This window comes from Rhizobium sp. SL42, from assembly GCF_021729845.1.
In the GTDB taxonomy this organism is placed as follows: domain Bacteria; phylum Pseudomonadota; class Alphaproteobacteria; order Rhizobiales; family Rhizobiaceae; genus Allorhizobium.
The window spans coordinates 907,053-932,675 of the sequence record NZ_CP063397.1 but is presented as its reverse complement, the minus strand read 5'-3'; the positions used below and the strand labels follow the sequence as shown (position 1 = coordinate 932,675).

Here is a 25,623-nt window from a genome sequence, read left to right as displayed (position 1 = left end):
ATCAGGCGCGGGCGGCGACGCTGTGCCGATAGGCCGATGGTGTCGTTCCTGTCATCGCCTTGAACACACGGGTCATGTGGCTTTGGCTGCTGAAGCCGCATGCGGACGCGATCTGGGCAATCGGATCGCCTCCCGCCAAGAGTGTCTTGGCGCGGGCAAGCCGCCGATGCTGGACCCAGCCATGCGGAGAAACGCCACAGCTCGCGCGAAACATGCGTTGCAGGTGGAACTCGCTGAGGCCGGCAATCGCGGCGAGTTCCGCCAGGCTCACCTGCATGTCGAGATGCGCCTCGATATAGTCAGTGATCCGCCGGCGGACGGCGGGTGCCAGGCCGCTCTTGATGGCGATCGGCCGCGATCCGCCATACCGGGGATCCACAAACAGGCTGGCAAAGGCTTCCGTCATCGCCTCGCCGGCCAGCAGCGCATCGCCTGCACGGGTCGCATCGGCCACCCTGTGCAAGGCTGCGGCGAGCGCAGGGGCATGGTCGAATGTCGCCTCGGGCATGACCATCAGCCGGCAATCCCGCTCGACGGTCTCGGTGAAAGCCCGCCGCAGCTCGTCATCCGCCACATAAAGATGGACGAATTCGAAGGCATCGGTGATTTCCCATTCCGACGAAGCGCCTTGCGGCATGATACACAAGGCGCCGGGCCAGCCGTTCAGCGCGCCGCCGTCGAGACGACGGGTGCCGGCGCCTCCCTGCAGATAGAGACTGAACGTGTGGCCATCCGGCCGTTGGTAGCTCATCCGGTCATCGGCATTGCGCCAGATCGCCGCCGAACAACCGGAACCAAGCTCAAGCGTACCGACCGCCTGCGCACGCGGCGAGGCGGAGAGGAAGCTGAAGATGGACTGGTGCTGAAGCAACATGAACGACCCTGGAAACTGGCGCTCATCTTAGCGCAATCTCGCGCCGGTGCCATCCGCGAAGCGCTGGACATCGGACAGAGGCCGCACTTCACCGCAAGATCGTGCAAGAAGCCGCCCGGCGCCGGCGCTAACTGTGCGCCATCATAGCGAGGGCCTCATGACCAATATCATCCTGTTCGTTTCCACCGTCATCATCTGGGGCACGACCTGGATCGCCATTGCCATGCAGGTCGGGCCGGTTCCGGTGCTGGTGTCGGTCTTCTACCGCTTCGCTACCGCCGCGCTGATCTTTCTCGTTGTGCTTGCCGTCATGGGCAAGCTCAAGGTTCCGGCACTGCGCCACCAGCCGTTCATCCTGGCGCAGGCGCTCTGCCTGTTCAGCTGCAATTTCATCTGCTTCTACAATGCCGCAAGCTATGTTCCATCCGGCCTGATCTCGGTGATCTTCTCACTGGCGACGATCTACAACGCCATCAATGCCCGACTTTTCTTCGGTGATCGGATAACCAGCCGCACGCTGGTGGCGGCGGCACTGGGCGCATCCGGCCTGATGCTTTTGTTCGGCCCGGATATCCTCGTGGAGTTCGATGTCGATACCTGGAAAGGTGTGGGCCTGTCGGCGCTCGGCACGCTGTTCTTTTCGCTCGGCAACATGGTCTCGCGCCGCAACAGCGCCGCCGGCATAAAGCCCGCAACCGCCAATGCCTGGGGGATGAGCTACGGCGCGATCTTCCTTTTGACCCTTATTGCCGTAACCGGCACACCGGTCATCGCACCGCCGGACGGACGTTACCTGTTTGCGATGCTTTATCTCGCCGCGATCGGCTCGGTGGTCGGCTTCACCACCTATCTGATGCTGGTCGCACGCATCGGCTCATCCCGGGCCGCCTATACGACCGTGCTTTTCCCGGTCGTCGCGCTCTCGCTGTCGACAGTCTATGAGGGATATCACTGGACCCTGCTCGGCGGCCTCGGTCTCGCGCTGACGCTTGCCGGCAATGTGGTGATCTTCGCACGGCCCACCGCGCGACAGACCGATCCGGCTCCAAGCCCCGCAGCGGCAGGCAGCCCTTCGCCCTGAACGCAATCGACTGGGCGCCCTTAGAGCGTCGGGGTCAGCATCTCGAACCGGTCGCGGATCGTCGAGCAGGTATCGCCGCCAAGCCTTGCGATGGCATCGATGCCGGCCGGATCGACATGCAGGCGATCATCGACCAGGCCGTCCTGATAGTGGGCAAACAGGATTTCGCCCAGGATGATCTGCCGGGACTTGCCGAGTTCGAGACTGACATGGCGGCGGCACTCGAAGGCCGCCGGCGCCTCCTTGATCCATGGCGAGGCGACCTTTACCCCGGGCATGGCGGTCAGCCCCGCCTGTTCCAGCTCATTGACGCCGCGCGGATGTTTCGCAGCACAGGCATGCATGGCTTCGGCAATGGCAAACGAGACGATGTTGACGGTGAAGACTTCCGTCATCCGGATGTTCTCGCCGGTATGCTTGAACGACATGTCGGGATTGTTTTCCACCCCAAGCGCCAGGATCGGCGGGTCAGCCGACAGGCAGTTGAAGAAGCTGAACGGTGCCGCGTTGATGCGGCCTTCCGTGTCGACCGTCGTCACCAGCGCGATCGGCCGCGGAATGATCGTGCCGATCATCAGCTTGTACTTGTCGCGCGCCGACAGCGCGGTGAAATCGAAACCTGCAGACATGCATTATCCCCGCTCCAAGCGTCCGCCATCCGTCGGACAGGCGCTCCGAAATGAACAAGGGCGGCAAAGCCGCCCCTGGTTGAACCGTCGGATCAGGCCCGAAGACTGCCGCCGGTGTTCTTTTCGACATTGGCGACGATCTTCTTCGTCAGCGCGTCGAAATCCTCGTCCGTCAGCGTCTTGTCCGACGGCTGGATCAAGACTTCGATCGCCACCGACTTCCGGCCTTCGCCAACCGAGGCGCCTTCGAAGATATCGAAGACGTTGACGCCTGATATCAGCTTGCGGTCGGCGCTGGTGGCCGCCTTGATGATCGCACCGGCCTCGACCGACTTCTCGACAACAAAGGCGAAGTCGCGCTTGACCATCTGGAAGGGCGAAAGCTCGAGGGCCGGCTTCGTGCGGGTCGCCTTCTTCTTCGGTTCGGGCAAGGCGTCGACAAACACCTCGAAGCCGCACAACGCGCCCGACACATCGAGCGCTTCCAGCGTCTTCGGATGGAATTCGCCGAAGTAGCCGAGGATCACCTTCGGACCGGCCTTGATCGTGCCGGAGCGGCCGGGATGGAACCATTCCGGTCCGCCCTGCTCGATCTGGATATTGGTCATCGGCAGGCCGCAGGCTTCGAGAACCGCCAGCGCATCGGCCTTGGCGTCATAGACATCGACCGGCTTGCCGCCGCCTTTGGCGGCATTCGACCAGGACCGGCCGGCGCCGGCAAGCGAGGCCGTGCCACGGCGGATACCGCCGGCGACGCGCCGCTGGCCTTCCGGCGTATCGGCTTCATAGGTGCCGGACACTTCGAAGATCGCCACATCGCCAAAACCGCGGTCGGCATTGCGCTGGGCAGCCGTCAGGAGGCCAGGCAGCAGCGAAGGCCGCATGTCCGACATGTCGGCCGCGATCGGATTGACCAGCTTCAGGGAGGGCTTGCCGCCACCGAACAGCTTGGCATGGTCTGCCGAAATGAACGACCAGGTGACCGCTTCCATCATGCCGCGTGCCGCCAGCGCGCGCTTGGCGGTGCGGGTGCGGATCTGCAGCGTGGTCAGGATCTTGCCGTTGACCGAGCCCATCGAAGGCAAAGGTTCCGGCTTGATATTGTCGACGCCATGCATGCGCATGACTTCCTCGACCAGATCGGCCTTGCCATCGACATCCGGACGCCAGGATGGGACCGAAACCGAGACCCGTTCGCCGGAGCCGGAGACCTCGAAGCCGAGGCCGGTGAGGATGGCGCGGGCCTCGTCGTTGGACACGGTCAGGCCGGTCAGGCGCTTGACTTCCGCGAAGGGGAAATCAACGACCTTCTTCTCATGCTTCTTGTAGCCGGCTACCTTTGCCACAGCTGCCGTGCCGCCGCACATATCCAGCACCAGCTCGGTAGTGCGCTCGAGGCCCGGAACCGTGTATTCCGGATCGACGCCACGCTCGAAACGATAGCGGGCATCGGTGATGATGCCATGGCTACGGCCGGTCTTGGCGATGTTGATCGGATCCCAGAGGGCCGATTCGATCAGCACGTTGACGGTGTTCTCGTCGCAGCCTGAATGTTCGCCGCCCATGATGCCGCCGATCGATTCAACGCCATTGTCGTCGGCGATCACGACATTGGCCGGGTTCAGCTTGTAGGTGCGGGTGTCGAGCGCCAGCACTTCCTCGCCGACCTGGGCGCGGCGCACGGTCAGCACACCCTTGACCTTGTCAGCGTCGAAGACATGCATCGGACGGCCCTGGTCGAAGGTCATGTAGTTGGTGACGTCGACCAATGCGGAGATCGGGCGAAGGCCGATGGCGAGCAGGCGCTGCTGCATCCATTTCGGGCTCGGGCCATTCTTGACGCCGCGCACCAGCCGATAGGCAAAGCCCGGGCACAGGCGCTCGTCGTCGAGCACGATCTTCACCTCGTGCGGCGTCTCGCCCTCGACCTTGAAGCCCGGCGCCTTCGGCTGCTTCAGCGTGCCGAGGCCGGAGGCGGCCAGATCGCGGGCGATGCCGAAGATCGAGGTGCAGTCCGGACGGTTGGGCGTCAGGTTGATCTCGATGAGCGGATCGTCGAGCCCGGCATAGGTGGCAAACGACGTGCCGACCGGCGCATCCTCGGGCAGGTCGATAATGCCATCGTGATTGTCGGACATGTTGAGCTCCTTTTCAGAGCACATCATGCCGTGGCTTTCGACGCCGCGGATCTTGCCGACGGCAAGCGTCACGTCGATGCCGGGCACATAGGTGCCGGGGCGTGCGAGCGCGCCGATCATGCCGGCGCGCGCATTCGGCGCGCCGCAGACGATCTGCACCGGCTTGCCATCGCCTGCGTCAACGCTCAGCACCTTCAGCCGGTCCGCTTCCGGATGCTTTTCCGCCGTCAGGATCTTTGCGATGACGAAGGGCCGATACGCCGCCTTGTCGTCGACATCCTCGACTTCGAGGCCGATCGCCGTCAGGCGCTCGCAGATCTGGTCGAGGCTCGCATCGGTATCGAGATGATCTTTCAGCCAGGAGAGTGTGAATTTCATTGTCTCGTTTCCACCTGAATCTTGTCCGAAACGTCCGGCGATCGTGCGCCTGGCGCCTTTTCGCCGAGAAGCAGGCTGATGACCGAGATATCGAGTTCGATGTCGGGCCAGTGCATGCTTTTCGGCATGAAGTCTATGTTGTTCCGTTCCACCGGCATCGCGTCCTGAAGCTGCGGATACCACCAGACCGGGACACTGACGATACGACCGTCCGTCAGTTCCACATGCAGCAGGTCGTCGCCGCAGAGCGCGTCGACCGGCCGCATGTTATCAAGATGTTCAATCACGTTTCATTTGCCTTCAATTCTCACCGGACAGGGAAGCCTTCGGCCCACCTGTCCGTCCCGTCCCCCAGCGGGGCCGGTCATTCGTCTTTGCCGCTTAGTTGCTCAAGCCGCCGAACAGCGTCGGCACGTCGAGCGGGCGGAAGCCGTAGTGGCTCATCCAGCGGACATCGGCGTTGAAGAAGTCGCGCAGGTCCGGCATGCCGTATTTCAGCATGGCGATGCGGTCGAGGCCCATGCCCCAGGCGAAGCCCTGGTATTCGTCCGGATCGAGGCCACCAGCGCGCAGCACGTTCGGGTGAACCATGCCGCAGCCGAGGATCTCCATCCAATCCTTGCCCTCGCCGAACTTGACGATCGGGCCCGAGGAGCGGTCGCACTGGATGTCGACTTCGAAGCTCGGCTCGGTGAACGGGAAGAAGGACGGGCGGAAGCGCATCACGACATTGTCGACCTCGAAGAAGGTCTTGCAGAATTCTTCGAGGATCCAGCGCATGTTGGCGACATTGGCCGTCTTGTCGATCACCAGGCCCTCGACCTGATGGAACATCGGCGAATGGGTGGCGTCGCTGTCCTGGCGATAGGTCTTGCCCGGGATTACGATGCGGATCGGCGGCTTCTGCGCCTCCATGGTGCGCACCTGGACCGGCGAGGTGTGCGTGCGCAGCACCTTGCGCTCGCCGTTCTCGTCCGGCTGGAGGAAGAACGTATCGTGCATCTCGCGGGCCGGATGACCTTCGGGGAAATTCAGCGCGGTAAAATTATAATAGTCGGTCTCGATATCCGGACCTTCGGCGATCGAGAAACCCATGTCGGCAAAGATCGCGGTGATCTCGTCGACGATCTGGCTGATCGGATGGATACGGCCGCGCTCGGCGGGCGAGGAGCGCACCGGCAGCGACACGTCCAGCGTCTCGGCCTTGAGGCGGGCATTGATCGCCGCGTCCTTGAGATCGGCCTTGCGGGCGGTCAGCTGCTCGGTAATCTCGTTCTTCAGCGCGTTGATCGCGGCGCCGCGCGTCTGGCGCTCTTCCGGCGTCATGGCGCCGAGCGTCTTCAGCAGTTCGGAAACCGAACCCTTCTTGCCCATGGCCGCCACGCGTACCGCCTCGATCGCCGGCTCGTCCGCGGCGGCGGCGATATCGGCGAGAAGCTGGGTCTTCAAACTGTCGAGATCGGACATTTTCCGTTTCCTGCCCTTCATGTCGCGCCGTGATACCGTCACGGCCTAACGGTCAAAGAAAAACCCGCGCCAGCCGTCCCAGCGCGGGTTTCCCAATACTTGAAATTCAGTCGGGAAGCGCTGGCTTACTTGACCGCGCTTTCAAACTCGTTGGTCGTGCCGGCTTCCTTGAGGTAGGCGAGCGACTTCTTCGAAACGTCAACGAGCTTCGCGAAGGCTGCCGGCTCATGGATGGCCATGTCGGACAGGACCTTGCGGTCGACTTCGATGCCAGCCTTGTTCAGGCCGTCGATGAAGCGGCCATATGTCAGGCCGAATTCGCGGACAGCCGCGTTGATACGCTGGATCCACAGAGCGCGGAAGTTGCGCTTGTTGACCTTGCGGTCGCGGTAGGCGAATGCCTTCGAACGGTCCACGGCAGCCTTTGCTGCGCGGATGGTGTTCTTGCGGCGACCGTAGAAGCCCTTGGCTGCCTTGAATACCTTGTTGTGCTTGGCGCGGGAAGTTACGCCACGTTTTACGCGTGCCATGTCATGATCTCCTTAATGATCCAAAAGTGCCTAAGTCTCAGAGACCGTTGGGCAGGTAGTTCTTGATGACCTTCTTGCCATCTGGTTCAGCCAGAACCATCGTGCCGCGTGCGTCACGAATGAACTTGTTGGACCGCTTGATCATGCCGTGGCGCTTGCCAGCAGCAGCTGCACGGACCTTGCCGGTTGCCGTGATCTTGAACCGCTTTTTGGCGGAGGACTTCGTCTTCATCTTGGGCATTTTGCTACTCCATTGTTCTTGTATCGAAACAGGCAGACGAAGCCTGTTTTCAAGCATAAAGAACGGCCACGGCATGCCCTGCCGGACCGTTCGGACGGGGGCTTATAACCGCAGGACCGAAAAAGCGCAACGGGGGCAGGCCGGAATCTTCAAACCTCGCGTCAGGCACTGTTGCGTGGCACGGCGAGCGTGACCTTCAGGCCACCCATCGATGAACGGCTGAAGCGCATGGATCCACCATAGGCCGTCAGCACATCCTGCGAAATCGCCAGTCCAAGGCCCGAGCCCGGATCCTTGTCATCGAGATGCACGCCGCGCCCGGCAATGCCCGACAACGCTTCCTCGGCAACACCTTCGCCGTCATCCTCGACATCAATCAGCAGGCCCGTGCCGTCGATGTGACCGGTCACCTGAATGACGGTTGCGGCAAACCGGGTGGCATTGTCGAGCACATTGCCGATTGCCTCGGCCAGATCGGCCGCATCCATGTCGACGGTCAGGGCCTCGTCGATGGCGATGCGCCAGTCGATCCCGCGATGCTCCGTCACCGGCTTCAGCACCGAAACCAGCTTGCCGACCAGAGCCCCCAGTTCGGTGACGGCCATCTGTTCGACACCGAGCCTTGCCGACTGCAATTGCCGGTCGGCACGCTGGCGGATCAAGTCGATCTGCTGGCGGGCGAGATCGCGCTGGGCGATCGGCAAATTGTCGGCCAGTTGCAGGAGCACGGTCAACGGCGTCTTCAGGCCATGGGCAAGATCGCTTGCCCTTGCGCGGGCGCGCTCTATCGCCGTTTCACGCTCGCGCAGCAGATGATTGAGCTCCCCGACAAGAGGACGCAGCTCCCGCGGCCCGCCTTCCTTCACCGCCCGGCTCAAGCCGGAACGCACTAGGGCGACATCGGACTGCAGGCTGGCGAGCGGTGCAAGACCAATGCCGATCTGCAGGAAGGCCGCCGCGACCAGCACCGCCGCGGTCAGCGCCAGCATGAAACCGATGGCGCTGTGATAGTCGAGCAGGGCGTCGTCCATCACCGAGCGGTCGAAGGCGGCCAACAGGGTGAAATTGCGCGAGCCGTCCGGTTCCTCGACCAATATACGGCGGCTGTGGACGAAGAGCTGGGCGCCGTCCGGCCCCTGCGTGGTGCTGAAGCCGTAATCGCCCGGCAAAAGTGCTGCCACCGGAATCTCCAGGTCCCAGAGCGAGCGCGAGCGGAAAACCTCGCCGCGTTCCGAGACGATCTGCCAGTACAATCCGCTGCCCGGCAGGTCGAAACGCGGATCGGCCGGCTTGCGGTCCAGCATTGCCTTGCCGTTTTTCAGCTCGAGGCCCGCCGCAAGCTGGTCGATGACGGCGGCCATGTCGGTGCGGTAGCGCTCGGCGACATAGTCGGAAAAGATGCGGCTGAGGCCGAAGCCGACCAGCAACAGGATGAGCACCACGGCCACCATGGCTCCGATGACGAGACGAAGCCGCAGCGACTGCATCATGGCTTGCCATCCAGCAGGACATAGCCGAAACCGCGGCGGGTCTCGATCGCATCGGCATCGGTCTTGCGGCGGATGCGGGCGATCATCGCCTCGACGGCATTCCTGGCCTGGTCATCGTCGCGACCCTGCACATGGCGGGCAATCTGCAGCGGATCGAAGACCCTACCGGGCTCGGCAATCATCAGCGCCAGAAGGCGATATTCGAGCGGCGTCAGCTCCAGTGCCTGGCCGTCGTAAGTGACACGCCGGGCAAGATCATCGAGCACGAAACGGCCGGCCGTCACCACGGACTTCGGCCGACCGCCGGCGCGGCGCAGCAAGGCCTTGAGACGCGCCACCAGTTCCTCGCTGCGAAACGGTTTGGGAAGATAGTCGTCGGCGCCGGCATCGAAGCCGTCGACGCGCTCCATCCACGAGCCCCGGGCCGTCAGCACCAGGATCGGCGTGTCGAGGCCGGCGGCCCGCCAGCGCTTGAGAATGGAAAGCCCATCCATGCCGGGCAGGCCGAGATCGAGGATGATGGCGTTGTAGTCGCCCGTCTCGCCCTCCGCCCAGACCTCGGGGCCGCTGGTCATGTGTTCGACAACGAAGCCTTCGGCCTCCAGCTTGGTGCGCGTGTATTCGGCAATGCCCAGATCATCTTCGGCGAGCAGGAGACGCATGCATCACCACCCAAATGCCGAGAGCTTGCGGCCGGTCTCGGCATTCAGCCTCAGGCTGCGCACGCTGCCCTTGGCGCTTTCTACCTTCAGGGCGTAATACGGCGTGCGTGCCTCGAGGTTGAGATCGACCGATATCACACGCCCCGCCTTCATCTCATCGACCTTGTCGAGGATCTGGCGCAGCGACAGGATACGTCCCTGCCGGACGGCATCGCGCGCCCGAACATGATCGGCGTCACGATCGCGACCTTTCGAGCCACTGCCGCTGCCCGAATTGTCGTCGTCATCCTCATTGCCGTCATCGTCCCTGTCATCGCTGTTGCCATGGCCTGAATTGTCGGAGTCATCACCGGAATCGTCGCTGCCGCCTGAGCCGTGTCCGCTGCTGTCACTGTCACTGCTGCTATCGCTATCGCTATCGCTGTCGTCATCAGCCCAGGCGGGATCGATCCGTGCCAACACGGTGAGCGCCGTGGGCAGGCTCAACAGCAGGTGAAGAAATGCGCGACGATCCATGGGCTTTCGGGAATTTTCCTTGCTCTTTTGGGCTCTTTGGGCGCTGACATGAGTGCAGGCTGATCTGGATGCAGTGCTGCAACGGCTTGAACGTAACGCGTGTTGACCGGCCTTGCCACCGGCAAAGACGGGTTCCCCGCCCGGGGGCGCCGGGCGGGGCGAAACGGCGAAAGGGGTTGCCCGGGCGGATGGGCTTCGCGCGTTTCTATGGCGGTCAGCTGGCGGGGATGACCGTCACCTTGGTGAGCGTGCCTTTTGGCGCGCGAAGCTTGATCTCGGTTTGGCCGTGTTCTTCCTCAAGCTCGTAGCGCAGACGGTTGCCGTTCTGGTCGACGGCAATCATCGAGCCATTGCGAAGGCCATTGAGCTGGGCGTCGTTGACGACGAGGCGCACATCATCGCGACCTCGACCACGGCCCCGGTCGTCGGCACTGTCGTCATCGTCGCTGTCGTCATCATCGTCGCTGCTGTGGTGGCGGCCATGATCGTCGTCGCGACTGTCGTCATCACCGCCGTGACGACCGCTGCTGTCGTCATCACTGTCGCGATCATCGCTGTCGTCGGACCCGTGCCGGCCGCTGTCGTCCGAGCGATCGCCGCCGCTATCGTCGGAGCCATCATCGTCACCGCCGCGGGCTTCCGCGACGGAAACAATCATCGAGGCGACGGGTGATGGCAGCGTGGCGCCGAGGGCGGGAAGCAGCGTCAGGGCGACGGCGGCGGTGCTGGAAACCAGCAGGGCTCTACGCAAAAGACAGGTCATCGTTTCTCTCCGTGTTGCAGATCCATCGTTTGGATGATCGCACTATGCAGCACGGCGCCTGACAGGATGCCCGCGCGGCTTGTCAGCAAGCTGTCAGGAAAGCAGGGGCGGGAATGACCGGGTACGATTGCCGGCGTTCAGGATGATCGAGCGGCGCTTGCAGCGGATGGTCGAAAAACGGGCATGAAAAAAGCCGCCTTGCGGGCGGCTGATTTCGGCGTTCTCGTGCAGGCAATCACTTCGGGGCCAGAACCATCATCATCTGGCGGCCTTCGAGCTTCGGCTCGGCTTCGACCTTGGCGATCGCCACGGTGTCTTCCTTGACCTGAAGCAGCAGCTTCATGCCGAGTTCCTGGTGGGCCATTTCGCGGCCGCGGAACTTCAGGGTCACCTTGACCTTGTCGCCCTCTTCAAAGAATCGGTTCATCGCCTTCATCTTCACCTCATAGTCATGGGTGTCGATGTTGGGGCGCATCTTGATTTCCTTGACCTCAACGATCTTCTGTTTCTTGCGCGCTTCAGCTGCCTTCTTCTGGTTGGCATATTTCAGCTTGCCGAGGTCGAGGATCTTGCAGACCGGAGGCTCCGCATTCGGGGAAATCTCGACCAGATCCAGTCCGGCCTCTTCCGCCATTCGAAGCGCTTGATCCGTCGCCACGACGCCGAGGTTCTGGCCCTCGTCATCAATCAACTGGACTTTCGGAACGCGAATTTCTCGATTGGAGCGCGGCCCATCCTTTACGGGGGCATCGGTTTTGAACGGTCTGCGGATGGTCGTATTCTCCTTGAATTATTTCCGTGCACTGCAAAGTCTAGACAAAGTCTGGCGACGCGATGCGCGCCGAAGGCCTATGTGGCGAATACAGCGGCAGTGTCAATACCATGGTCCGGACAGAAAATCACCTGTTGTCCGTCACTTCCTGAATGTGTTTTACAGCAAATCAGCAAAAAAGGAGCCGCTACATGTCCGAAATCTCGCATAGTCTCGTCGAAAGAGGCATCTCGGTGGGTCCGCTCGGCGATCAACGCGAGATTGCGACCATCACGCGGCCAGCCACCCGCACCGACGAAAAGGCCGCACTGGTCTGGCTCGGCGGTTATCGCTCCGACATGTCGGGCACAAAGGCGGTCGAAATGGATCTGCTCGCTGCCGAACACGGCCTCCAGGCGATCCGCTTCGACTATTCCGGCCATGGCGTATCCGGTGGCGAATTTCGCCTGGGCACGATCTCGCGCTGGACGGAAGAGGCCCTGGCGGTGATTTCCGCCTCGGGTGCCCGGCGCGTGATCCTGGTCGGTTCGTCAATGGGCGGCTGGATCGCACTTCGGGTCATCCAGGAAGCCCGGCGTCTCGGCCTTGCCTTCGACATCGCAGGCCTGGTGCTGATCGCGCCGGCGCCCGACTTCACCATCGACCTGATCGAGCCGCATCTGTCGGAGGCGGAAAAGCAGTCGCTGGCCGAACGCGGATATTTCGAGGAACCGTCCGAATACAGTCCCGAGCCGAACATCTTCACCCGCGCCCTGATCGAGGATGGCCGGCAGAACCAGGTGCTGACCGGCATGATCGAGACCGGCTGCCCGGTGCATATCCTGCAGGGCATGAAGGATCCCGACGTGCCTTACAAGCACGCGCTGAAGCTGATGGAATTCCTGCCGGCGGACGATGTCGTCCTGACACTCGTTCGCGACGGTGACCACCGCCTGTCGCGGCCGGAGGATATTTCGCGGATGAAAGCGGCGATCGCCGCGATGATCTGAGGCTTCTCGGGAACCTTTGCATCCGGCGCTGGTTAGATGTGTCGCATTTTAACCATACTCACGGAATTGCGAAGGTTCGAACCTCGGCGCGATTGACTCACGACCCCTGCCAATCTTAACTTTTCGTTAACGATACAGGGGACAGTTTCATGATGAACGGTTCGCGCGCCATCAAGGCGCTGCTCATCGCGGTGGCGGTTATGGCACCGGCTGATTTCGGCTATGGCGCGCCGAAGCCCCTCAATTCGATGATCACCGGCAGCATCACCTCGCAGCCGATCGGTCACTATGAATTCTGCAAGGCAAATCCCGCCGAATGCGCCGTGCGCAGCCGCCCCGGCTCCGTGCCCAAGGTCACGGATCACGGCTGGAGCGTGATCAGCGAGATCAATGCAACGGTCAATCATTCGATCACGCCGATGACCGACATCGAAATCTACGGCCGCGACGAAGTCTGGGCCTATCCGACCGATGTCGGTGACTGCGAAGATTTCGTCCTCCTGAAGCGTGCCAAGCTGATGGCCGCCGGCTTTTCCGCGGCCGATCTGCTGATCACCGTGGTGCGCAAGCCCGATGGCGAAGGCCATGCCGTTCTCAGCGTGCGCACCCAGGCTGGCGACTTCATCCTCGACAACCTCAATGACGAGGTGAAGCTGTGGAACGAAACGCGCTACACCTATCTGAAGCGTCAAGCGAGCTATGATACCGGCCGCTGGGTAACGATCGAAAACGGCAATGCCGATGTTCTGGTCGGCGCCCTGCGCTAGGACGATTGCGGCCGCAGCCGCGTATCAAGCCTGACCAAAGCCAGCATGGCAATGGTCGAGACGGCCGCAACAAGCACAAGACAGGTGAGCGCTGCGGCCGGCCCCAGTCTTTCATTCAGCAAGATGATCGAAAACGGCGCCGCCGCCGACAGGACCATGCGGATGCCCGAAAGCGCGCCCGTGCGACGGCCATAGCCGTCGGGACCGAAATAATGCAACGGCAGCATGCCGCGCACGATCGACGTCAGGCCCTGCCCGATGCCGTAGACCACGGCAAAGGCAAAAATGGCAATCGGCCAGGGCGCGACCACGGTCAGGCATAGCAGGGCCATGGCAAGCGTGATCGCAACGGCGGCTATGACCGCCGTCAGCGGTGGTGAAAACAGACTGCGACGGAGATATTCGAAAAGCCGCGCACCAACCTGCGACGGGCCGATGAAGCTTGCGGCAAAGGTCGCGGTCGCGGCGGCAAAGCCGAGATCCCCGAGCAGGACCAGCAAGGCCGCGCCGATCGCCGACATGACAAACCCGCCGCCGGCAAAGCTGATCGCCATCAAGACCATTGGCCGCCGGTCGCCTGCCGGCGCCGGCCGAGGCCGCATCTCTTGAGCCTCGACCTTGGCTTCGTCGTGACGCTCCGGCAGCGCCTTGGCCCTGCCATCGTCAGCACGCGCAGACACCCCCTTCGGCATGGCCAGATGGATCGGCAGCGCGATCAAGAGGTTCATCGTAGCCAGCACGAGATAGACGTCGCGCCAGCTCATCCATGTCAGGAGCCATTGCAACAGCGGCCAGAAGATCGTCGAAGCGAACCCGGCAATCAGTGTCACCAGGGTAATTTCGGCGCGGGCCTTTCGACCATGTCTCTGGGCAAGGGCTGCAAATCCGGCGTCATACTGCACGGCGATCGCGACGAATTCTGCGGCAAGCGCTATCGCCGCAAACTGCCAGGCGTTCTGCATAAGGGCGAGCAGCACCAAGGCAAGCGCGGCAAACAGCGAACCGAGGCTCATTACCAATCGCGCACCGAAGCGATCAATTTGGCGGCCGACAATCGGTGCCGAGACGGCGCCGGCGAGCAGACCCAGCGAAAAAATGGCAAAGACAAAGCTTTCGTCCCAGCCGAACTCGCCGGCGATGTGCGGCGCCAGAACGGAAAACGAGTAGTAGAGCGTCCCGTAACCGATGGTCATCGAGACACCTAGGCCGATGGTCGAGGGAGAAGCCTTCATACGGATCCAGTTACGTCAGCTGCATGGCAGCCAGATGACATCGCGACCGCCCTCGACGTCAACCGATAGGTCGAGCTTGGGCCTCATCCATGCCCGATCAGCACACCGGCCGCCAGTACCAAGGAGCCGCCCAGCACCACCTGCATGGCGGCTCGCCAGAACGGCGTTTCCATGTAGCGGTTCTGGATGAAGGCAATCACCCAAAGCTCGAAGAACACGATGATGGCGGCCGTGACCGTCGCCGTCCAGAAATGCGGAATGAGATAGGGCAGCGCATGACCAAGCCCGCCAAGGGCCGTCATGATGCCGGAGGCCAGGCCGCGCTTGATCGGCGAGCCGCGGCCGGACAGCTTGCCATCGTCATGGGCCGCTTCGGTGAAGCCCATCGAAATGCCGGCACCGACCGAGGCGGAAAGACCGACCAGGAATGTCTGCCACGTATCGCCGGTGGCAAAGGCTGCGGCAAAGATCGGCGCGAGCGTCGAGACCGAGCCGTCCATCAGCCCGGCAAGACCCGGCTGGACATAGGTCAGGATGAACTGCCGACGAACCGTATCGTCCTCTTCGACCCTTGCATCACCGGAGACATGCTTTTCTTCCAGCATCGCGGCAATTTGCTCGTGGCCCTCCTCGGCCAGCGCCAGATCGCCGAGCAGCTTGCGGATCCCGGCATCCGATGTGCGCTGCAGGGCCGTGCGATAGAAGCGGGACGCGCCCTCCTCCATGCGCTCGACCTCGGCGCGGATCTGCTCCAGCGTCTGGCTCTTGCGCAGCCAGTCGGGTTTGCGGTCGTAGAAACCGCGGACATGCTCGCGCCGGATCAGCGGAATGCGCTCGCCGAAACGCTCCCGATGCATGTCAATCAGCATGTTGCGATGGGTGTGCTCGACCTCCGCCATGTCCTCGAAGACCTTGGCCGATTGCGGGAAATCGGCGCGCAACTGGTCCGCATAGGCCAGATAGATCCGTGCATCGTCTTCCTCAGACGAAATCGCCAGGGCAAGGATTTCCTGCTCGCTCAGGCTGTCGAATGGCCGCTTGGCCGGTGCAAAGGCAGACAATCTCATCGCTGTGATCCTGTTTAGAATTATTCTAAATAACTATCGCAGCGGCCCTGCGTGGTCAAGTCGCAGGCGATCGGGTTTGACCAAAGGCGCAAGATCGGTGAAACAGGGGCGGCAAGACACCGACGCCGACGTCGATACTGACACTGACACTGACACTGGGCGGACGGCGCCGACGGGGCCTCGACAAGGACAGTGGTCCATCGCTGCCGCCGACAAGGAGTTCAGGACATGACGGAATTGAGTGGCCGCGCGGCAAACCGGGCAGACATCATTGCGCGGGCCGAAGCCGATATGGCCCGCATGGGCGTCGACCAGGCTTTCATCGACCGTCTGGTCGACACATTCTACGATCGCATCCGGCAACATCCCAATCTCGGCCCGGTGTTCGAGACCCGTCTGTCGGGACGCTGGCCGGAGCACATGGTCAAGATGAAATCCTTCTGGTCATCGATCGCCTTCAAGACCGGCGCCTATGGCGGCAAACCGGTGCAGGCACATCATGGCGTCGACGGCATGGCGGAGGACCTGTTCGGCCAGTGGCTGCAGCTGTTTGCCATGACGCTGCGCGATATCGGCGCCTCGCGGGAGGCAGGCGACTGGTTCATCACCAGCGCCGAACGCATCGCCAGGAGCCTGGTCCTGTCCCTGTTCTACAATCCGGCCCTGGACGATCCGAACCGTCCATCTCGATCCCCAGCTCCATCCGCGTCCAAATCCAACTGATTGCGCAAAAACGCAAAAATGCGCAAGAAGCGCGATATTCCGGTTACCCTTTGGACAAGATTACGAGCTTTTCGACTTGCACCCCCCGCCCTGCACCATTAGACCGCAGCCGGGAGCTGAGGGATTTGGAAACATGCAAGGCAAGAGATCAATGAACCGCCGTCAATTCATCACGCAGGCCGGCGTTGCCGGCATGGGCGCCGCCGCGCTCGCCAGCCCGGCCCTCACCACTCCGGCCATCGCCCAGGAAAATCCGACGATAACCTGGCGCATGACATCGTCCTTCCCCAAGAGCCTCGACATCATCTTCGGTGCGGCCACAGACATCGCCGAGAGCGTATCGAAGGCAACCGACGGCAAGTTCCAGATACAGGTCTTTGCCGCCGGTGAAATCGTCCCGCCGCTGCAGGCTGCCGATGCCGTCACCGCCGGCACGGTCGAAATGGCCCATACCTGCTGCTACTACTATATCGGCAAGGATCCGGCCTTCGCGCTCGGCACCGCCGTGCCTTTCGGTCTCAATGCGCGCATGACCAATGCCTGGTTCACCGCCGGCGGCGGCAACCAGCTGCTCAACGAGTTCCTCGCCGGCCACAAGCTCTACGCGCTTCCCGCCGGCAATACCGGTGCCCAGATGGGCGGCTGGTATCGCAAGGAAATCAAGACCATCGACGACCTCAAGGGCCTGAAGATGCGCATTGCCGGCCTCGCCGGCGACGTGATGAGCAAGGTCGGTGTGACACCGCAGCAGATCGCCGGCTCGGATGTCTATCCGGCACTGGAAAAGGGCACGATCGACGCCACCGAATTCGTCGGCCCCTATGACGACCTGAAACTCGGCTTCTACAAAGTTGCGCCGTATTACTACTATCCGGCCTGGTGGGAAGGCGGTCCGACCGTGCATGCCTTCTTCAATCTCGACAAGTTCAACGAGTTGCCGGAAAGCTATCAGCGCATTCTGACCGACGCCTGCGCCGCCGCCAATGCGCGCATGCTTGCCCGCTACGACGCATCGAATGCCACGGCGCTGCGCGAACTCGTCGCCAATGGTGCCCAGCTGCGCGCCTTCTCATCGGAAATTCTCGATGTCTGCCACAAGGCAGCCAAGGAGACCTATGCCGAACTGAGCGCCAAGAACGAAAACTTCAAGAAATTGTTCGACAGCCAGCAGGCCTTCAAGCAGGACGCCTATCTCTGGGCACAGATCGCCGACTACAGCTTCGACACCTATCAGATGATCCAGCAGCGCCAGGGCAATCTGTAGGCCCCGATTGCTGCATTGACGCTTGCGACGGCCCGCCCAAAGCGGGCCGTCTGCATTTACGGCACGTCGTCGAAGAAGTCCGCGATCCGCATTGCGACCGCGTCATGCACGGCACGCCGATCGACGCCGGTTGCGTCCCGGAACAGGTCCGGAGACAGTTGCGTTCCGATGTTCGATCCCTCCGGCAGGAAGGTGTAGTGACCTATTCCGCCATTCATGATGTCGAGTGTGCTGCCCTGAATGTGACTGGCCAGCCAGTCGCAGCACTCGGATGGCGGCGCGATGTCATCGGCATCACCGCCGATGATAAAGACCGGGCGGGACATGGCCGCAAGGCTTTCGACGGCATAGCCCAGCACCGAGCGCCCCGGCGCAATGGCGATCGCGCATCGAAAGCGCGGATCCGAAAAGTCGCTGCGCCTGCGCTCCCAGGACTTGCGGAAGACCGGATTGGCGTGAAGCTCGGGCAGCCGGTCGATCAGGTCGGGAAATTCCCGCGGGCCGCGCACCTTGCTCTTGACCGGATTGTCCGGCTCGAACTGCGAATAGGCGATCCGTGCCCCGATCAGCTGCAGTGCCGTATAGGCACCGGCGGAGAAGCCGGCAACATGGGCGCGATGATCGATCGTCCCGCCCAGCGACCGACGCCATGAGGGATCGTCCAGCAGCGCGACGAGATCGGCGGCGCGTTCCCAGAGGCAGAGAAAACCTTCGGCCCGGTATCGTTCGCTGCCGGTATGACCATGATGATCGACGGCAATGGCGACATATCCCCGCTCCGCCAGCCGATAGGCCAGCCAGGCCATTGCAGACGCACTCGCGCCACTGCCATGCGACAACAGCACCAGCGGATGCGGCATGGCGGATGCGGCGATCGCCGCATCGCGCGCGACTGGCTCCTGAATGAACCACGACACTTCGGTCGGAACCGCGGCCGTCGCGCCCCTTGCCGCCGGATACCAGGCCGTCCAGGACAAAGGCCTGATGCCGGACGCATCCCAGTTCTGCCGGGTTGCGTCGAAGCTCTGGCCTTCCCGATAACCGACTGTCACGCATCACCTGCGCAGATAGAGGGAGAGGCAGAGGCATTCCACCGGACAAAACCGCCGCGATCCGTTGCGATCATCGTGTCGTCAGCCCTCCAGGCCTTTCAGGACATTGGCGACATTGAGCCCGATCTCCGGCACGCCGTAGCCGCCCTCCATCAGGGTCAGCACCGGAATGCCGGTTTTGGCGATCATTTCGCCCATGTGGATATAATCCGGCGTCTTCAGCTTGAAAAAGCTGATCGGGTCCTGCTCGAAGGTGTCGACACCAAGGGAAAGAACGATGACCTCGGCGCCATAGGCCGTTATGCGCCGTAGCGCGTCGGCGAGTGCCGCCGACCAGATGCCGAACGGCGTGCCGGACGGCAGCGGATAATTGGCATTCAGACCCTCGCCCGCCCCTTCGCCGGTCTCGTCGGCATAGCCGAGAAAATAGGGGAAGGCATCGGCCGGTTCGCCATGCAGCGAGGCAAAGAAGATATCGTCGCGGCGATAGGTGATGTCCTGCGTGCCGTTGCCGTGATGGAAATCGACATCGAGGATGGCGACCTTGCGGGCGCCGAGGTCGATCAACCGCTGCGCGGCCACGGCCGCATTGTTGATGAAACAATAGCCGCCGAACAGGTCGATGCCGGCATGATGGCCGGGCGGGCGGCAGAGCGAAAAGGCAAACCGGTTGCCGGCGTTCAGCCAGTCGGCGCCCGACAGCGCCACATCCATCGAGGCGACGGCCGCCTCGAAAGTGCCGCCCGAAATCGCGGTTTCGGCCGAGTTGGCATAATAGCCGAGCGCACCGTCGATATGGCGGGGAACCCGGCCAATCTGGCTGCGCCGGCAGGGAAAGGACGTCGCGATCGCCTCGCCCTCAAAACCGGCTGCCTGCCAGCGCTCCCAGCAGGTGCCGAGAAAATCGAGATAGCCGGCGTCATGCACCTTCAGCGCCGTCTCCAGTCCATGCTCCGTCGGCGGCAGGACATCGGTAAAGCCTGCCTCGTTGACCGCGACCAGGATCCATTCAGCCCGGAACGGTCCCTCGAACGGCTTGACCAGCAAGCCGCCATGCATCTCGGTCCGTGCATCGCGGAGCTTGTGTTTTTCCGAATAAAAGACGCGCATTCCTGTTCCCCATCTGCCGGACCTTCGCCCAATCTTGGTTTTTCCAAGCCTAGCGTCAGGTCCTTCGGGTCGGCAAGGGAAGCGGGGATATTTTCGATCATCTGACCAGAAGTTGTTGCCTGTCGCTCTTCGTGCCGACGATCGTTCGAATGGCGGCCGGGCGGCTGCCAGTCACGTTTCAGGACCGGGTCAAGCTCGAGGACCGGATCGCGATCTAGGACGTTCTCGATCGCGATCCGGGGCGTCTCTGGCGTCGATCGGTCGCAAGACATCCCCGTTCTCCAACTCGAACGAGGTTCCGATGCGTTCCATCCTTGCCATGCTCACCCTTGCACTTGCCGGCGGCGCTGCCTTTGCCGGTCAGCCTGTCGGCGTTCAAACGCTCGCCATTGCCGCACCCGCCCGGACCAAACCGCTCGCCGTCACTGTCTGGTATCCGGCGGCCTCCGGCGGTCAACGTATGACCGCCGGCGACAATCGCATCTTCGAGGGCACCGAGGTGCTGCGCGATGCCATGCCGGCCAAGGGTGATTTCCCGCTCATTCTGCTCTCCCACGGTTCCGGTTCTCGCGCCCTTGGCATGGCCTGGATCGCAACGGCGCTCGCCGAGGCGGGCTTTGTCGTCGCCGGTCCCGACCACCCGGGCACTTCAAGCGGCGATTCCACCCCTGAAGCGACACCGAAAATCTGGGAGCGAACCGAGGACCTGTCCGCAGTTCTCGACGGTTTCACCACCGACAAGGCCTGGCACGGCGTGGTCGATCCCGCCAGGGTCGGGGTTCTGGGCTTTTCGCTTGGCGGCACGGCGGCGATGGAAATTGCCGGCGCAAGGGCAAGTCTTGATGCCTACATTGCCTATTGCGACAGCTATCCCGCGATGATGGACTGCCGATGGTTCAAAGGCGGGCGCGGTTTCGTCAATGACGAAGAGATCAAGGTGCCGCCTCTCGACCTGCGCAGCATCGATCGCCGGCGCTTCGAACAGTCCAACCGCGATCCGCGCATCGACGTGGCCGTGCTGGTCGATCCGGGCCTTGCCACCAGCTTTGTGCCGGCCAGTCTCGCCGCGATCGATACCCCGCTCGCATTCATCAATCTCGGCAGCAGCGGTGAAATTCCCGTCGCCGTCCTTTCGGATGAATTGGCGACAAAAACGCCCGGTGCGACATACAGGCAGATCGAGAAGGCCGACCATTTCAGCTTCCTGCCGCTCTGCAAACCGGGTTCTGCCGCAATGCTGAAACAGATCGGCGAACCGGATCCGATCTGCGGCGAGAGCCCCGAACGGTCGCGCGCCGATATCCATGCCGAACTGGTTGACCAGATCGGGCAAGCCTTTGCGCGCATGCTGAAGGACGGCGACTGAGCAAGCACCGGAGGGAAACATGGCGGCGAGGTGTCGCCATGCCATGCGCCGTCCCGGGATAGGGCACTTGACGGACGCGCTTTCCGCGACTATTTGGAAACGATCGTTTCCTATTTAATCGGCTCAGTCAATGACCATCCCGGACACCGCCACCCGCTCCCCCGCACGCCCCCCCGGACGTCCACGCGAATTCGACATGAATGACGCACTCGATGCCGCCATCAGGATCTTTTCGGAAAAAGGCTATCACGGCACTTCGATCAGCGAGTTGAAGTCGGCCATGGGCCTGACCGCCGGCAGCATCTACAAGGCATTCCGCGACAAGCGCGACGTCTTCATCGCGGCCTATGATCGCTACAAGCAGGTCCGCGCCGATTTGCTCGACGAAGCGCTGGATACGGCCGGCAACGGCCGCGAAAAGCTATCGCGCGTGGTCGGCTTCTACGCCATGGCCGCCTGTGGCGAGACCGGCCGGCGGGGATGCCTGGCGATCGGCGCCGCCGTCGAACTGACGCTGTCCGATCCGCAGATCGCCGAGCGGGTCAGCCTGCACAACGGCCGGCTCGTCGAACGGATTGAGGCTTTCATTCGCGAAGGTCAGGCCGATGGCTCTATCCGGCCCGAGCTTGCACCCGCACCAACGGCGCTTGCGCTGTTTTCCTATCTCCAAGGCATTCGCATCGCCGGCAAGACGGCCGCGCTCGAGAGCCAGACGCTTGCCTCGGCGGAAACCGTGCTCCGGCTGCTCGAATGACCGACGGATCGGTTTCAGGCACCTCGCCGTCCCCTGCCGCTCCGCCCCTAACCTCCGGCCCCTTGCCCGGCATTGCCTGACTGAATGCATCTTGCCTTGCCGTCCCCTCGCTCGCCCTTCCCTCCCAAGGACACGTTCAATGACCCTCCCGTCCACCCCCGCCCAACTGCTTCCGTCGAGCGTCCAGACGATGGACCCGTCTTCGGCCCCATCGTCAGGCCTGTCAGCCGGCATGACATTCATGATGGCTGCGGCCTGTGGCCTGATTGCCGCCAACCTCTACTATGCGCAGCCGCTTGCCGGGCCGATCGCCGCCGCCATCGGCCTTCCGGTCGAAGCCACCGGGCTGATCGTCACCCTGACCCAGATCGGCTACGGGATCGGCCTGCTGCTGCTGGTTCCCCTCGGAGACCTGATCGAGAACCGCCGGCTGATCGTCGGCATGATCGGCCTCGTCACGCTTGCTTTGATCGCCGCCGGGCTTTCGACCACGCCGGGACCGTTTCTCGCCGCATCGCTTGCGATCGGACTGGGTTCGGTCGCCGTGCAGATGATCGTGCCGTTTGCCGCCAATCTGGCGCCCGACGCGGTGCGCGGGCGTGTCGTCGGCAATGTCATGAGCGGTCTGATGCTCGGCATCATGATGGCGCGACCGGTCGCGAGCGTGATTGCCCACCTCTTCTCGTGGCACACCATGTTCTATCTCTCGGCCGTGGTCATGGTCGCGCTGGCCGCCTTGCTCTGGACGCGGCTGCCGCGCCGCGCACCTGCTGCGAAACTCAGCTATCTGCAACTGATCGGCTCGATGGGCCGACTGCTTGCCACCCAGCCGGTGCTGCAGCGCCGCGCCGCCTACCAGGCCTTTCAATTCGCAGCCTTCAGCCTGTTCTGGACAGTGACGCCGCTTTATCTCTCAGGCCCGGCCTTCGGCCTCTCCCAGGGCGGGATCGCGCTGTTTGCGCTCGCCGGCGTTGCGGGTGCCATCGCCTCGCCGATTGCCGGACGGCTTGCTGACCGCGGCCTCGTGCGCCCGGCCACCGCGTTCGGCCTGATCAGCGTCGCCGTCGCCTTCCTGATTACCCATATCGCACCGGAAGGATCGAGCCTGGCGTTGGCGCTCTTGACTTTTGCCGCCATCCTGCTCGATTTCGGCGTGACCATGACGCTGGTCACCGGACAGCGATCGATCTACGAACTCGGCGCTGACTTGCGCAGCCGCCTGAACGGGCTGTTCATGGCGATCTTCTTTACCGGCGGCGCCATCGGCTCGGCGCTCGGCGCATGGGCCTTCGCCTCCGGTGCCTGGTCGCTCGCCTCGATGATCGGCCTTGCCCTGCCGGTCCTGGCACTGGCCGTGTTCACCACGGAAAAGCGCAAAGGATAAACTCTCGGACCAGTTCAAACAGAAAAGGGCGATTTCCTGAGGTCCATGACCCCGAAAATCGCCCTTGCCCCCGGCCCCCGCCGTATTCGGATTTATTCGACCAGATTGATCTGCTGTGTTTCGCCACCGGAACAGGTGTAGCAGCAATCGGTGCAAGTTTCGCCATTGTCTGGACCCGTGCCCCAATAGGAGGCGCGGTCGCCGGAAATCCAGGCGCCGTAGCAGATCTTCTCGCCTTCCTCGCAGGCCAGCGAGATGTTCTTCGCTTCACCGTCGTCGAGATAATAGACTTCGCCATCGCCCGGCCAGACATGGTCGCGATCCTGGCTGTAGAGCTCGACCTCGACCGCATTCGGATGGTCGTTCTTCATGACGAAGGTGACATCGGCGGCCAGAACCGGTGCCGCGACCAGGGCTGCGAGCGCCAGCACTGCAAGCCGCAAGGAGCGGCCCTTAGACAAAAGCATGTTATTGATCCCTAAACTAAATTGGTTCGGGGACACTATCACACGGCTTGCGACTGAGAAGGGGACCGCCGCGCTCCAGGCGTGGCAATTTTTGGTACACGTTGCCCGATCTGCGCTCAACCCAGCTGCTTGTAGAAGATCGTGGTGTCGCAGAAGCGGCCATCGGGAAACAGCGCATAGGCCGGTACGACGCCTGTCCTCTGCCATCCGAGCTTCTCATAGATCTTTTCCGCCGGCTCGCCGGTTGCCGTATCGAGCACCAGCAGGGTGCGTCCGGCCTCGGCAGCACCTTGCTCTGCGGCCGCCATCAGCAGCCGCGCCAGACCCAGGCCGCGCGCGCTTCGATGCACCAGCAGTTTCATCAGGTCGGCGCGGTGCGGCTGGTTCTGCTTGCTGGCAAAGCCGATCTGCACCGTGCCACGGACCCTGCCATCGACTTCGGCCAAATAGAGCAGCACTTCGCCACGGCCGACGGCCGCAGCGACGGCCTGCCAGAACGGCACGCCGTCGGATGGTGCAAACGGCGACATGAAGCCGACGGATGCGCCGCCTTCGATGCAATCGGCCAACACCTCGCAAAGATCGGGCAAGACCCGCAGCGTTTCGGTTTCGTCGAGCAGGCGGATGGCGGTCATGGTGTTGTCCTGATGCTGGCGTTGATGGGTGAAAGACGACAAGAGCGATTCCGGCAAAGGCGGGAACCGGTTTTGCGTTGCGAATTGCATAAAAACAAAGATATAAGCATTGAAGGCGACCCTCGTTCTCGCCGGAAATGCTCTACCCGCCCAGATTGACGACCACCGCATAGCGGGCGGCGATCGGTCCCGGATTGCGATAGCCATGCACATCGGCGACGTTCATGAACAGGCAATCGCCGGCCGAGAGATGATAGACATCTTCGCCGACATGCATCACGATCTCGCCTTCGAATACCCAGACATGCTGGGTCTGGCTGCGGCTGGAAAGCCGGCCGGGAAAGCGAACCTCGGCGCCGGCCGGAAATTCGACCTCGATGATATCGACAGCGCTGCCGGCGCCCCGGCCTGTAGCGGGCGGCGACACCGCGCGGCGCAGGTAGCCGCTATCGGGATCGCGCCAGAGCGGCTGGTCCGCCCGGCGGGCCAAGGGCCGTGGCTGCCGGCAGTCATTGTCGAAAAAGACCGACAGTGAAACGCCGAGCGCCGAACAGAGCCTCGCCAGCAAGGCCGCCGTCGGGCTCGCTTCGGCGCGCTCGACACGCGAGATCATCGCCCGGCTGACGCCGGACAGGTCCGCCAGCGCATCGAGCGTCAGGCCACGTTCCGCCCGCAACGACTTCAGCCGCTCGGCCACCGTTTTCTCAAACTGTTCACCACCAATTTCCATTATCAGAGAATACATATACTCCTATCATGGAGTCAACTCTGCTCCCTTCAGCGCGTGACTGGAGCTGGCTGGCGAGCAGCTGGCTGGCCGCCTGCAGGATGTGACCGGACGATTGGCACGACCTGCGGAACAAAAGCCATGTATGCGCTTTGTTGACTGAGTGGCACGATCACGCAGAACCATCACTCTCAACCAGGACCAGGAGGAACCCCGATGATTTCCGCTGACCAGATCCGTGAACATATGGAAGTGATTGCCGTCGACGGCTCGCATGTCGGCACCGTCGACCATCTTGAAGGCCAGAGCCGCATCAAGCTGACAAAGACCGGCGCGCCGGACGGCAAGCACCATCTGATCCCGCTCGACTGGGTCGATCATATCGACAAGCATGTGCATCTGTCGAAAAGCATCACCGACGTGCACAGCCAGTGGACCTCGATGAACTGACGAGGCGCTGTGAACTGTCGGCGCTATAGCGCCGGCGGCATCGCCCGCCGGAAGTTCGCGACATTTTCGCAAAGCCGCAGCCGCCATGCTGCGGC

Annotated in this window: 28 protein-coding genes; 9 read left to right on the top strand and 19 right to left on the bottom strand. The window is 62.6% G+C overall.

The features are described 5' to 3' along the window. Position 1: 1 nt before the first annotated feature. Complete coding sequence (locus IM739_RS04265) at positions 2–751, bottom strand: helix-turn-helix domain-containing protein (protein WP_237370974.1); 750 nt, start codon at positions 749–751, stop codon at positions 2–4. A 280-nt stretch (positions 752–1,031) separates the two neighbouring features. On the opposite strand from IM739_RS04265, the gene IM739_RS04260 reads away from it, so the two are divergent. Then, on the top strand, positions 1,032–1,955 hold the full coding sequence (locus tag IM739_RS04260) for a DMT family transporter (RefSeq protein WP_237369978.1): 924 nt from the start codon (positions 1,032–1,034) through the stop codon (positions 1,953–1,955). 20 nt (positions 1,956–1,975) lie between these two features. On the opposite strand, the gene IM739_RS04255 is transcribed toward IM739_RS04260, so the two are convergent. The 11 genes from IM739_RS04255 to infC form a co-directional block, all read right to left on the bottom strand. Continuing rightward, positions 1,976–2,584 (bottom strand): flavin reductase family protein, encoded by a 609-nt coding sequence (locus tag IM739_RS04255; RefSeq protein ID WP_237369977.1) that lies wholly within the window; start codon positions 2,582–2,584, stop codon positions 1,976–1,978. A 92-nt stretch (positions 2,585–2,676) separates the two neighbouring features. Beyond that, complete coding sequence (pheT, locus tag IM739_RS04250; RefSeq protein WP_237369976.1) at positions 2,677–5,100, bottom strand: phenylalanine--tRNA ligase subunit beta; 2,424 nt, start codon at positions 5,098–5,100, stop codon at positions 2,677–2,679. Then, positions 5,097–5,387, bottom strand: coding sequence for a DUF2442 domain-containing protein (locus IM739_RS04245; protein WP_230170334.1), 291 nt, complete (start codon positions 5,385–5,387; stop codon positions 5,097–5,099). Before IM739_RS04245 ends, pheT begins: the two co-directional genes overlap by 4 nt. A gap of 94 nt (positions 5,388–5,481) precedes the next feature. After that, positions 5,482–6,567: a phenylalanine--tRNA ligase subunit alpha gene (pheS, locus tag IM739_RS04240; protein ID WP_237369975.1), complete on the bottom strand. Its 1,086-nt coding sequence runs from the start codon at positions 6,565–6,567 to the stop codon at positions 5,482–5,484. Between the two features lie 125 nt (positions 6,568–6,692). Continuing rightward, positions 6,693–7,097 carry a 50S ribosomal protein L20 gene (gene rplT, locus IM739_RS04235; RefSeq protein WP_113139608.1) on the bottom strand — a complete coding sequence of 135 codons (405 nt, stop codon included), beginning with the start codon at positions 7,095–7,097 and terminating at the stop codon, positions 6,693–6,695. Between the two features lie 37 nt (positions 7,098–7,134). Continuing rightward, positions 7,135–7,338, bottom strand: a complete 204-nt coding sequence (rpmI, locus tag IM739_RS04230; RefSeq protein ID WP_025425550.1) for a 50S ribosomal protein L35 — start codon at positions 7,336–7,338, stop codon at positions 7,135–7,137. 161 nt (positions 7,339–7,499) lie between these two features. After that, positions 7,500–8,828 carry a sensor histidine kinase gene (locus IM739_RS04225; protein ID WP_237369974.1) on the bottom strand — a complete coding sequence of 443 codons (1,329 nt, stop codon included), beginning with the start codon at positions 8,826–8,828 and terminating at the stop codon, positions 7,500–7,502. Then, the gene (locus tag IM739_RS04220; RefSeq protein WP_237369973.1) at positions 8,825–9,490 is read right to left on the bottom strand and encodes a response regulator transcription factor; all 666 of its coding nucleotides are present in this window, start codon (positions 9,488–9,490) and stop codon (positions 8,825–8,827) included. The genes IM739_RS04225 and IM739_RS04220 overlap by 4 nt, the downstream gene beginning before the upstream one ends. 3 nt (positions 9,491–9,493) lie before the next feature. After that, positions 9,494–10,006 carry a PepSY domain-containing protein gene (locus IM739_RS04215; protein WP_237369972.1) on the bottom strand — a complete coding sequence of 171 codons (513 nt, stop codon included), beginning with the start codon at positions 10,004–10,006 and terminating at the stop codon, positions 9,494–9,496. 214 nt (positions 10,007–10,220) lie between these two features. After that, a complete protein-coding gene (locus tag IM739_RS04210) occupies positions 10,221–10,769 on the bottom strand; it encodes a hypothetical protein (protein ID WP_237369971.1) in 549 nt (182 codons plus the stop codon). 235 nt (positions 10,770–11,004) lie between these two features. Continuing rightward, entirely contained in the window at positions 11,005–11,541 is a 537-nt protein-coding gene (gene infC / locus IM739_RS04205; protein WP_081593159.1) for a translation initiation factor IF-3, read from the bottom strand. A gap of 191 nt (positions 11,542–11,732) precedes the next feature. On the opposite strand from infC, the gene IM739_RS04200 reads away from it, so the two are divergent. Further along, positions 11,733–12,530 carry an alpha/beta hydrolase gene (locus IM739_RS04200; RefSeq protein ID WP_237369970.1) on the top strand — a complete coding sequence of 266 codons (798 nt, stop codon included), beginning with the start codon at positions 11,733–11,735 and terminating at the stop codon, positions 12,528–12,530. 149 nt (positions 12,531–12,679) lie between these two features. Next, positions 12,680–13,297, top strand: a complete 618-nt coding sequence (locus tag IM739_RS04195; RefSeq protein WP_237369969.1) for a transglutaminase-like cysteine peptidase — start codon at positions 12,680–12,682, stop codon at positions 13,295–13,297. On the opposite strand, the gene IM739_RS04190 is transcribed toward IM739_RS04195, so the two are convergent. Together IM739_RS04190 and mbfA are read right to left on the bottom strand one after the other, a co-directional pair. Continuing rightward, positions 13,294–14,529 carry an MFS transporter gene (locus IM739_RS04190; protein ID WP_237369968.1) on the bottom strand — a complete coding sequence of 412 codons (1,236 nt, stop codon included), beginning with the start codon at positions 14,527–14,529 and terminating at the stop codon, positions 13,294–13,296. The genes IM739_RS04195 and IM739_RS04190 overlap by 4 nt on opposite strands. An 83-nt stretch (positions 14,530–14,612) precedes the next feature. Then, positions 14,613–15,596 carry an iron exporter MbfA gene (gene mbfA / locus IM739_RS04185; protein WP_237369967.1) on the bottom strand — a complete coding sequence of 328 codons (984 nt, stop codon included), beginning with the start codon at positions 15,594–15,596 and terminating at the stop codon, positions 14,613–14,615. Between the two features lie 228 nt (positions 15,597–15,824). Between mbfA and IM739_RS04180 the strand changes: the two genes are divergently transcribed. Both IM739_RS04180 and IM739_RS04175 read left to right on the top strand, forming a co-directional pair. Further along, the gene (locus IM739_RS04180) at positions 15,825–16,319 is read left to right on the top strand and encodes a group III truncated hemoglobin (RefSeq protein ID WP_237369966.1); all 495 of its coding nucleotides are present in this window, start codon (positions 15,825–15,827) and stop codon (positions 16,317–16,319) included. Between the two features lie 151 nt (positions 16,320–16,470). Beyond that, a complete protein-coding gene (locus tag IM739_RS04175) occupies positions 16,471–17,583 on the top strand; it encodes a TRAP transporter substrate-binding protein (protein WP_237369965.1) in 1,113 nt (370 codons plus the stop codon). A 56-nt stretch (positions 17,584–17,639) separates the two neighbouring features. Here the strand turns inward: IM739_RS04175 and IM739_RS04170 are convergent, their stop codons facing one another. Both IM739_RS04170 and IM739_RS04165 read right to left on the bottom strand, forming a co-directional pair. Next, positions 17,640–18,635, bottom strand: a complete 996-nt coding sequence (locus IM739_RS04170; protein ID WP_237369964.1) for an alpha/beta hydrolase family protein — start codon at positions 18,633–18,635, stop codon at positions 17,640–17,642. Between the two features lie 81 nt (positions 18,636–18,716). Continuing rightward, on the bottom strand, positions 18,717–19,745 hold the full coding sequence (locus IM739_RS04165) for a histone deacetylase family protein (RefSeq protein ID WP_237369963.1): 1,029 nt from the start codon (positions 19,743–19,745) through the stop codon (positions 18,717–18,719). Between the two features lie 301 nt (positions 19,746–20,046). Between IM739_RS04165 and IM739_RS04160 the strand changes: the two genes are divergently transcribed. The 3 genes from IM739_RS04160 to IM739_RS04150 all read left to right on the top strand — a co-directional run bounded on the left by IM739_RS04160 (position 20,047) and on the right by IM739_RS04150 (position 23,249). Then, positions 20,047–21,111: an alpha/beta hydrolase family protein gene (locus tag IM739_RS04160; RefSeq protein WP_237369962.1), complete on the top strand. Its 1,065-nt coding sequence runs from the start codon at positions 20,047–20,049 to the stop codon at positions 21,109–21,111. Positions 21,112–21,241: 130 nt separating this feature from the next. Beyond that, entirely contained in the window at positions 21,242–21,865 is a 624-nt protein-coding gene (locus IM739_RS04155) for a TetR/AcrR family transcriptional regulator (protein WP_237369961.1), read from the top strand. A gap of 139 nt (positions 21,866–22,004) precedes the next feature. Beyond that, positions 22,005–23,249, top strand: a complete 1,245-nt coding sequence (locus IM739_RS04150) for an MFS transporter (protein WP_442981090.1) — start codon at positions 22,005–22,007, stop codon at positions 23,247–23,249. A gap of 92 nt (positions 23,250–23,341) precedes the next feature. Here IM739_RS04150 and IM739_RS04145 read toward each other — a convergent pair whose 3' ends face one another. From IM739_RS04145 to IM739_RS04135, 3 genes are all read right to left on the bottom strand, one after another. Further along, positions 23,342–23,716 carry a hypothetical protein gene (locus IM739_RS04145; protein WP_237369960.1) on the bottom strand — a complete coding sequence of 125 codons (375 nt, stop codon included), beginning with the start codon at positions 23,714–23,716 and terminating at the stop codon, positions 23,342–23,344. Positions 23,717–23,832: 116 nt separating this feature from the next. Further along, on the bottom strand, positions 23,833–24,351 hold the full coding sequence (locus IM739_RS04140; RefSeq protein ID WP_237369959.1) for a GNAT family N-acetyltransferase: 519 nt from the start codon (positions 24,349–24,351) through the stop codon (positions 23,833–23,835). A 142-nt stretch (positions 24,352–24,493) separates the two neighbouring features. Next, entirely contained in the window at positions 24,494–25,081 is a 588-nt protein-coding gene (locus IM739_RS04135; protein ID WP_237370972.1) for a helix-turn-helix domain-containing protein, read from the bottom strand. Between the two features lie 213 nt (positions 25,082–25,294). Here IM739_RS04135 and IM739_RS04130 point away from each other — a divergent pair, with 213 nt between their 5' ends. After that, complete coding sequence (locus tag IM739_RS04130; RefSeq protein ID WP_237369958.1) at positions 25,295–25,528, top strand: DUF2171 domain-containing protein; 234 nt, start codon at positions 25,295–25,297, stop codon at positions 25,526–25,528. Positions 25,529–25,623 lie beyond the last annotated feature (95 nt).